The organism is Zavarzinia sp. (genome assembly GCF_049306435.1).
GTDB lineage: Bacteria > Pseudomonadota > Alphaproteobacteria > Zavarziniales > Zavarziniaceae > Zavarzinia.
This window is the reverse complement of sequence record NZ_JBAQRT010000045.1, coordinates 1-4,659: the sequence shown is the minus strand read 5'-3', so window position 1 is coordinate 4,659 and position 4,659 is coordinate 1. Positions and strand designations below refer to the sequence as shown.

Sequence of the window (4,659 nt, the reverse complement as noted above, 5' to 3'; positions counted from 1 at the left end):
GTCCCGAGGGCCAGCGTCCGCCCCGGCCCGAAGGGCCGCGCCCACCGCGCGACCAGCAGGCCCAGGGCAAGGGTCCCGGCCCCAAGGGTCCGAACAGCCATCAGAATAACAACAACCAGAACCGGCCGCGCCGGTCCGAACCGCCGCCGCCCAAGGTCGATCCCGATTCGCCCTTCGCCAAGCTGCTCGCCCTGCGTGACAAACTCTCGCGCGGATGACGGAAGCTGCGGGGTCCGCCCTGCGCCTCGACAAATGGCTGTGGCACGCGCGTTTCGCCAAGACGCGCGGCCTCGCCGCCGGATACGCCGAAAAGGGCCGGGTGAGGCTGAACGGCCAGCCCGCCCTGAAGGCGCACCAGAATATAAGGGTCGGCGACGTGCTGACCTTCAGTTTCGGCCCGAACCCCCGCGTGGTCCGCGTGCTGGGCCTCGGCACAAGGCGTGGCCCGGCCCCGGAAGCCCAGGCGCTTTACGAAGACATCACGCCCGAGGGTTGAGGGCGGCAATCCGTCCCCTGTCCGCGCCCCCGGCCAAGGGCCACCATCGGCGATAGGCGGGAGGGAGCGGGTCATGCGGGTGATGGTGCTGGGCGGCAATGGTTTCATCGGCGGCCATGTCGTGGCCTGCCTGCTGCGCCATGGCCACCATGTCTCCCTGGCCCTGCGCCATCCGCCGCAAGGCCCCGCCCTCGACCCGCGATTGACCGCGCTTCAGGCCGACCTTTCCCGCGACACGCGGCCCGAGGACTGGCTCCCCCGTCTGGCCGGGATCGAGGCCGTGGTCAATTGCGCGGGGATCCTGCAACAGCGGCCGGGACAGGATATCGACGCCATCCACCATCGCGGCCCGGCCGCGCTTTTCGCCGCCTGCGCGGCGGCGGGGGTTCGCCGCGTCATTCATGTTTCGGCGATCAGCGCCCGGCCCGGCACGGCCACCGCCTATGCCCGCAGCAAATGCGCGGGGGACGATGCGCTCGCGGCATCCTCGCTCGACTGGGTTATTCTGAAGCCTTCCCTCGTCCATGGCGCCGGCGCCTATGGCGGCACGGCATTGATGCGGGCGATGGCCCTGCTGCCCGGCTTCATGCCCGTGCCCGGCGATGGCCGCGCCGCCTTCAACCCGATCCATGCCGAAGACCTGGCCGAGGATATCGCGCGCCTGCTCGGCCCGGCGGCGGTCAGCCGGCAAGTGCTGGAGCCGATGGGGCCGGAGCGGGTGAGCCTCCGCGATATCCTCGCCGCCCTGCGCTGCTGGCTGGGGGCGCCGCCCGCGCCCGTGCTGCCCTTGCCCCTGCCGCTGGTTCGCCTCGCCTGCCGGGTGGGCGATCTGTTCGGCGGGCCGCTCAGCTCGACCGCCCTCGACCAGTTGCTGGCCGGCAATGACGGTGATCCCGCGCCCTATGCCGCCGCGCTGGGACGAATGCCCCGCGGCTTCCGGGCTTCGCTGGCGGAAACACCGGTGCCGCCCGAGGCACGCTGGCAGGCGCGCAGCTATTTCCTGCGCCCCCTGCTGCGCCTCGCCCTCGCCCTGGTCTGGCTCGGCTCCGGCCTTGTCGGCCTGCTGCAGTCGCCGGTGACGGTCAGTGCCTTCGCCGACATGATGGGCCTTGGCCGCCTGACCGGACTGGCCGCCGGCTATGGCTTTTCCCTCCTCGATCTCGCGATCGGCCTTGGCGTTCTCTGCCGCTGGCGGCCGGGTCCCCTCGCCCTCGTCCAGGTCGGGATCGTCGCGGGCTACACGATCGCCCTCGGCATCGCCCTGCCCGGCCTCTGGCTCGATCCCTTCGGCCCCCTGCTGAAGAATGTCGTGGTGGTGGCCGCCGCCCTCACCCTCGCCCGGCTGGAGCCCACGCGATGACCGACGCCTATACGCTGGTCAAGCTGCTCCACATCCTGTCATCCACCGTCCTGTTCGGAACCGGCATCGGCACGGCCTTCCAGATGCTGATGGCGGCGCGCGACGGCCGGCCCGAGGTCGTCGCCCGGGTGGCGGCGCAGGTCGTCTGGGCGGACTGGTGGTTCACCACCCCCGCTGTCGTCGTCCAGCCGGTCAGCGGCCTCGCCCTCGTTCATCTGGCCGGCTACAGTCTGGGCGAGCCCTGGCTGCTGGCCAGCCTCGCGCTTTATGCCGTGGCGGGCGCCGCCTGGCTACCCGTCGTCGTCATCCAGCGCCGGCTGCGCGACCTCGCCGAAACGGCCGCCGCCGCAGGCCTGCCCCTGTCCCAGGCCTGGCGCCGGCTGTTCCGGCTCTGGTTCCTGCTGGGCTGGCCGGGCTTCGGCGCCGTCGTCGGCATCTTCGCGCTGATGGTGATCCGCCCCGGCTGACCCCCTGCGGCAAATCCGCAATCCGCACAGGGTTGTTGTCGGTCTTTCCGCGTGATAGGCAATCGCCGTGCTTGATCGTCTGCTCTCCTTCCTGCGGGGGGACGAGGCGCCAGTGGCGCCCGCTTCCGACCTCGCCTTCGCTGCGGCGGTGCTGCTTCTCGAAGCAGCGTCGATGGACGACCATATCGATCAGGCGGAACGGGACAGGGTGCAGGCCATTCTCGTCCGTCATTTCGGCCTCGATGTCGACGCCGCCCGCCGCCTGATCGAGGTGGCTGGCCAGCGTCAGGCGGAGTCGGCGCAATTGCTGCGCTATACCCGCACCGTCAAGGACCGGATGAACGAGGCGGAGCGACTGCGGATGGTCGAATGGCTGTGGGAAGTGATCTATGCCGATGGCCGGGAACACGACCTCGAAGCGAATTTGATGCGCCGCATCGCCGGATTGATCTATGTCGAAGACGCGGACAGCGGCGCGGCACGAAAAAGGGTAAGGCGCAGGCTCGGCCTCGACAGCGGGCCGGGCGGCAGGACGGAGTGACGGAAGATGACCTATGTGGTCGGCGAACAGTGCATCAAGTGCAAGTATACGGACTGCGTGGAAGTCTGTCCGGTCGATTGCTTCTATGAAGGCGAGAACATGCTCGTCATCAACCCGGACGAATGCATCGACTGCGGCGTCTGCGAACCCGAATGCCCGGCCGAGGCCATTTTCCCCGATACCGAGGACGGCATCGAGAAATGGGCCGAGTTGAACCGCGACTACGCCAGCCAGTGGCCCAACATCACCCGCAAGATCGACGCCCTGCCCGAAGCCGATGCGATGAAGGGTGTCGCCGACAAGCTGGGCAAATTCTTCTCGCCCAAGCCCGCCAAGCAGGATTGAGCCTGAGGGTTCACAGCGGCACCGGCCGGAAGGCCATGGTGCCGCTGCATGGCCGTGTGACAAAATATCATTGTCATTGAGATTCGGACTTTTCGATCAAGCACTTAAGGGCCGCGCGCCGGGCCGCTGCTGAAATTTTTGGGCTGCGGTGTCAAGGGGCAATGTGACAGTCCCTTCATTTTCGCTTCGCAACATGCTATAAACTGCGTCCGGTCGGCTGTCCCCTGCGGGAGTGCCGCTCATCCAGACCCAAAAATAACCGCGCGACCCCTTGTGTGGTCGGACGGTTTCTTTTGTGCCCTGGAGGATGCGCTGGCCCGCCGGACAGGCCCCAGCAGGCTTTGATATTGAGTGAGTTCGCTAGCGGTCCGGGGCCCGTCGGCCCCGACCGGACGAAGACAAACTGTCTAGCCGTCAAAGATAGGACGAGAACATGGCTGTCGTGACGAAGAAGAAGACGCAGGTCGATTATGCCGTGGGCGATCACATCGTCTATCCGGCGCATGGCGTCGGCAAGATCGTTGACCTCGAAAGCCAGATCATTTCCGGCATCACGCTGGAGCTTTTCGTCATCGTTTTCGACAAGGACAAGATGACCCTGCGCGTGCCCTTCGGCAAGGCGCCGTCGGTCGGGATGCGCAAACTGTCCAGCCCGGACACGATGAAGGAAGCCCTGACCGTGCTGAAGGGCCGTGCCCGGGTGAAGCGCACCATGTGGTCGCGCCGCGCCCAGGAATATGAAGCCAAGATCAATTCGGGCGATCCGGTCTCGATCGCCGAGGTGGTGCGCGACCTGCACCGCAATGCCGGTCAGCCGGAACAGTCCTACAGCGAACGCCAGATCTACGAGGCCGCCCTCGACCGCCTGGCCCGCGAAGTCGCCGCGGTCGAGAAGATCGACGAAACCGCCGCGGTGGAGCGTCTGGAACAGGTCCTGCGCGCCGCCTGACCGGCGCGCGCCGACCCTTCGATACGGCGGTGGCAGCGATGCCGCCGCCGTTTTCATGTCCGGCGCCCGCCGGCCGCCACCCCACCGGCCGCCACCCCAGACGACAAAAAAGGCCGGCGGGATGAACCGGCCGGCCTTTCGCATTCGTCCGGCCTTGCGGCCGGCGGGAAATCAGATCGTGGCGATCCAGGTGGCTTCCCGGCCCTTCTGGGCGGTCTGCACCGTGAACTTCACGCGCTGCTGAGCCTGCAGCTCGACGAGGCCGCAGCGGCGCAGCACGCTCTTGTGGATGAAGACGTCCTTGCCGCCGTCATCGGCCACGATGAAGCCAAAGCCGGATTCCGGCTTGAACCACTTCACGGTGCCGCTGATGGTGTCGGCGTCGGAAGCCGGCGCCGCGATCGGGGCCTGGTTGAAGCCGCCACGATCGCCGCCGCCGCAGAAGCCACCACGATCACCGCCGCCGCTGAAGCCGCCACGGTCACCGCCGCCACCAAAGCC

General features: G+C 67.8%; 8 protein-coding genes. 7 read left to right on the top strand and 1 reads right to left on the bottom strand.

The annotated features are described in order from the left end of the window. The 7 genes from WAZ62_RS02250 to WAZ62_RS02220 form a co-directional block, all read left to right on the top strand. A partial coding sequence (locus WAZ62_RS02250; protein WP_422641908.1) for a hypothetical protein occupies positions 1-218 on the top strand: 218 nt, incomplete at its 5' end. Then, the gene (locus WAZ62_RS02245) at positions 215-496 is read left to right on the top strand and encodes an RNA-binding S4 domain-containing protein (protein WP_422641907.1); all 282 of its coding nucleotides are present in this window, start codon (positions 215-217) and stop codon (positions 494-496) included. The genes WAZ62_RS02250 and WAZ62_RS02245, both read left to right, overlap by 4 nt. A gap of 73 nt (positions 497-569) precedes the next feature. Beyond that, complete coding sequence (locus tag WAZ62_RS02240; RefSeq protein ID WP_422641906.1) at positions 570-1,856, top strand: SDR family oxidoreductase; 1,287 nt, start codon at positions 570-572, stop codon at positions 1,854-1,856. Further along, a complete protein-coding gene (locus WAZ62_RS02235; RefSeq protein WP_422641905.1) occupies positions 1,853-2,323 on the top strand; it encodes a DUF2269 family protein in 471 nt (156 codons plus the stop codon). The genes WAZ62_RS02240 and WAZ62_RS02235 overlap by 4 nt, the downstream gene beginning before the upstream one ends. Positions 2,324-2,390: 67 nt before the next feature. After that, entirely contained in the window at positions 2,391-2,864 is a 474-nt protein-coding gene (locus WAZ62_RS02230; RefSeq protein ID WP_422641904.1) for a TerB family tellurite resistance protein, read from the top strand. Between the two features lie 6 nt (positions 2,865-2,870). Beyond that, a complete protein-coding gene (gene fdxA, locus WAZ62_RS02225; RefSeq protein ID WP_422641903.1) occupies positions 2,871-3,209 on the top strand; it encodes a ferredoxin FdxA in 339 nt (112 codons plus the stop codon). A 433-nt stretch (positions 3,210-3,642) separates the two neighbouring features. After that, complete coding sequence (locus WAZ62_RS02220; protein ID WP_422641902.1) at positions 3,643-4,158, top strand: CarD family transcriptional regulator; 516 nt, start codon at positions 3,643-3,645, stop codon at positions 4,156-4,158. 171 nt (positions 4,159-4,329) lie between these two features. On the opposite strand, the gene WAZ62_RS02215 is transcribed toward WAZ62_RS02220, so the two are convergent. After that, the coding region (locus WAZ62_RS02215; protein WP_422641901.1) for a cold-shock protein at positions 4,330-4,659 on the bottom strand (330 nt) is incomplete at its 5' end.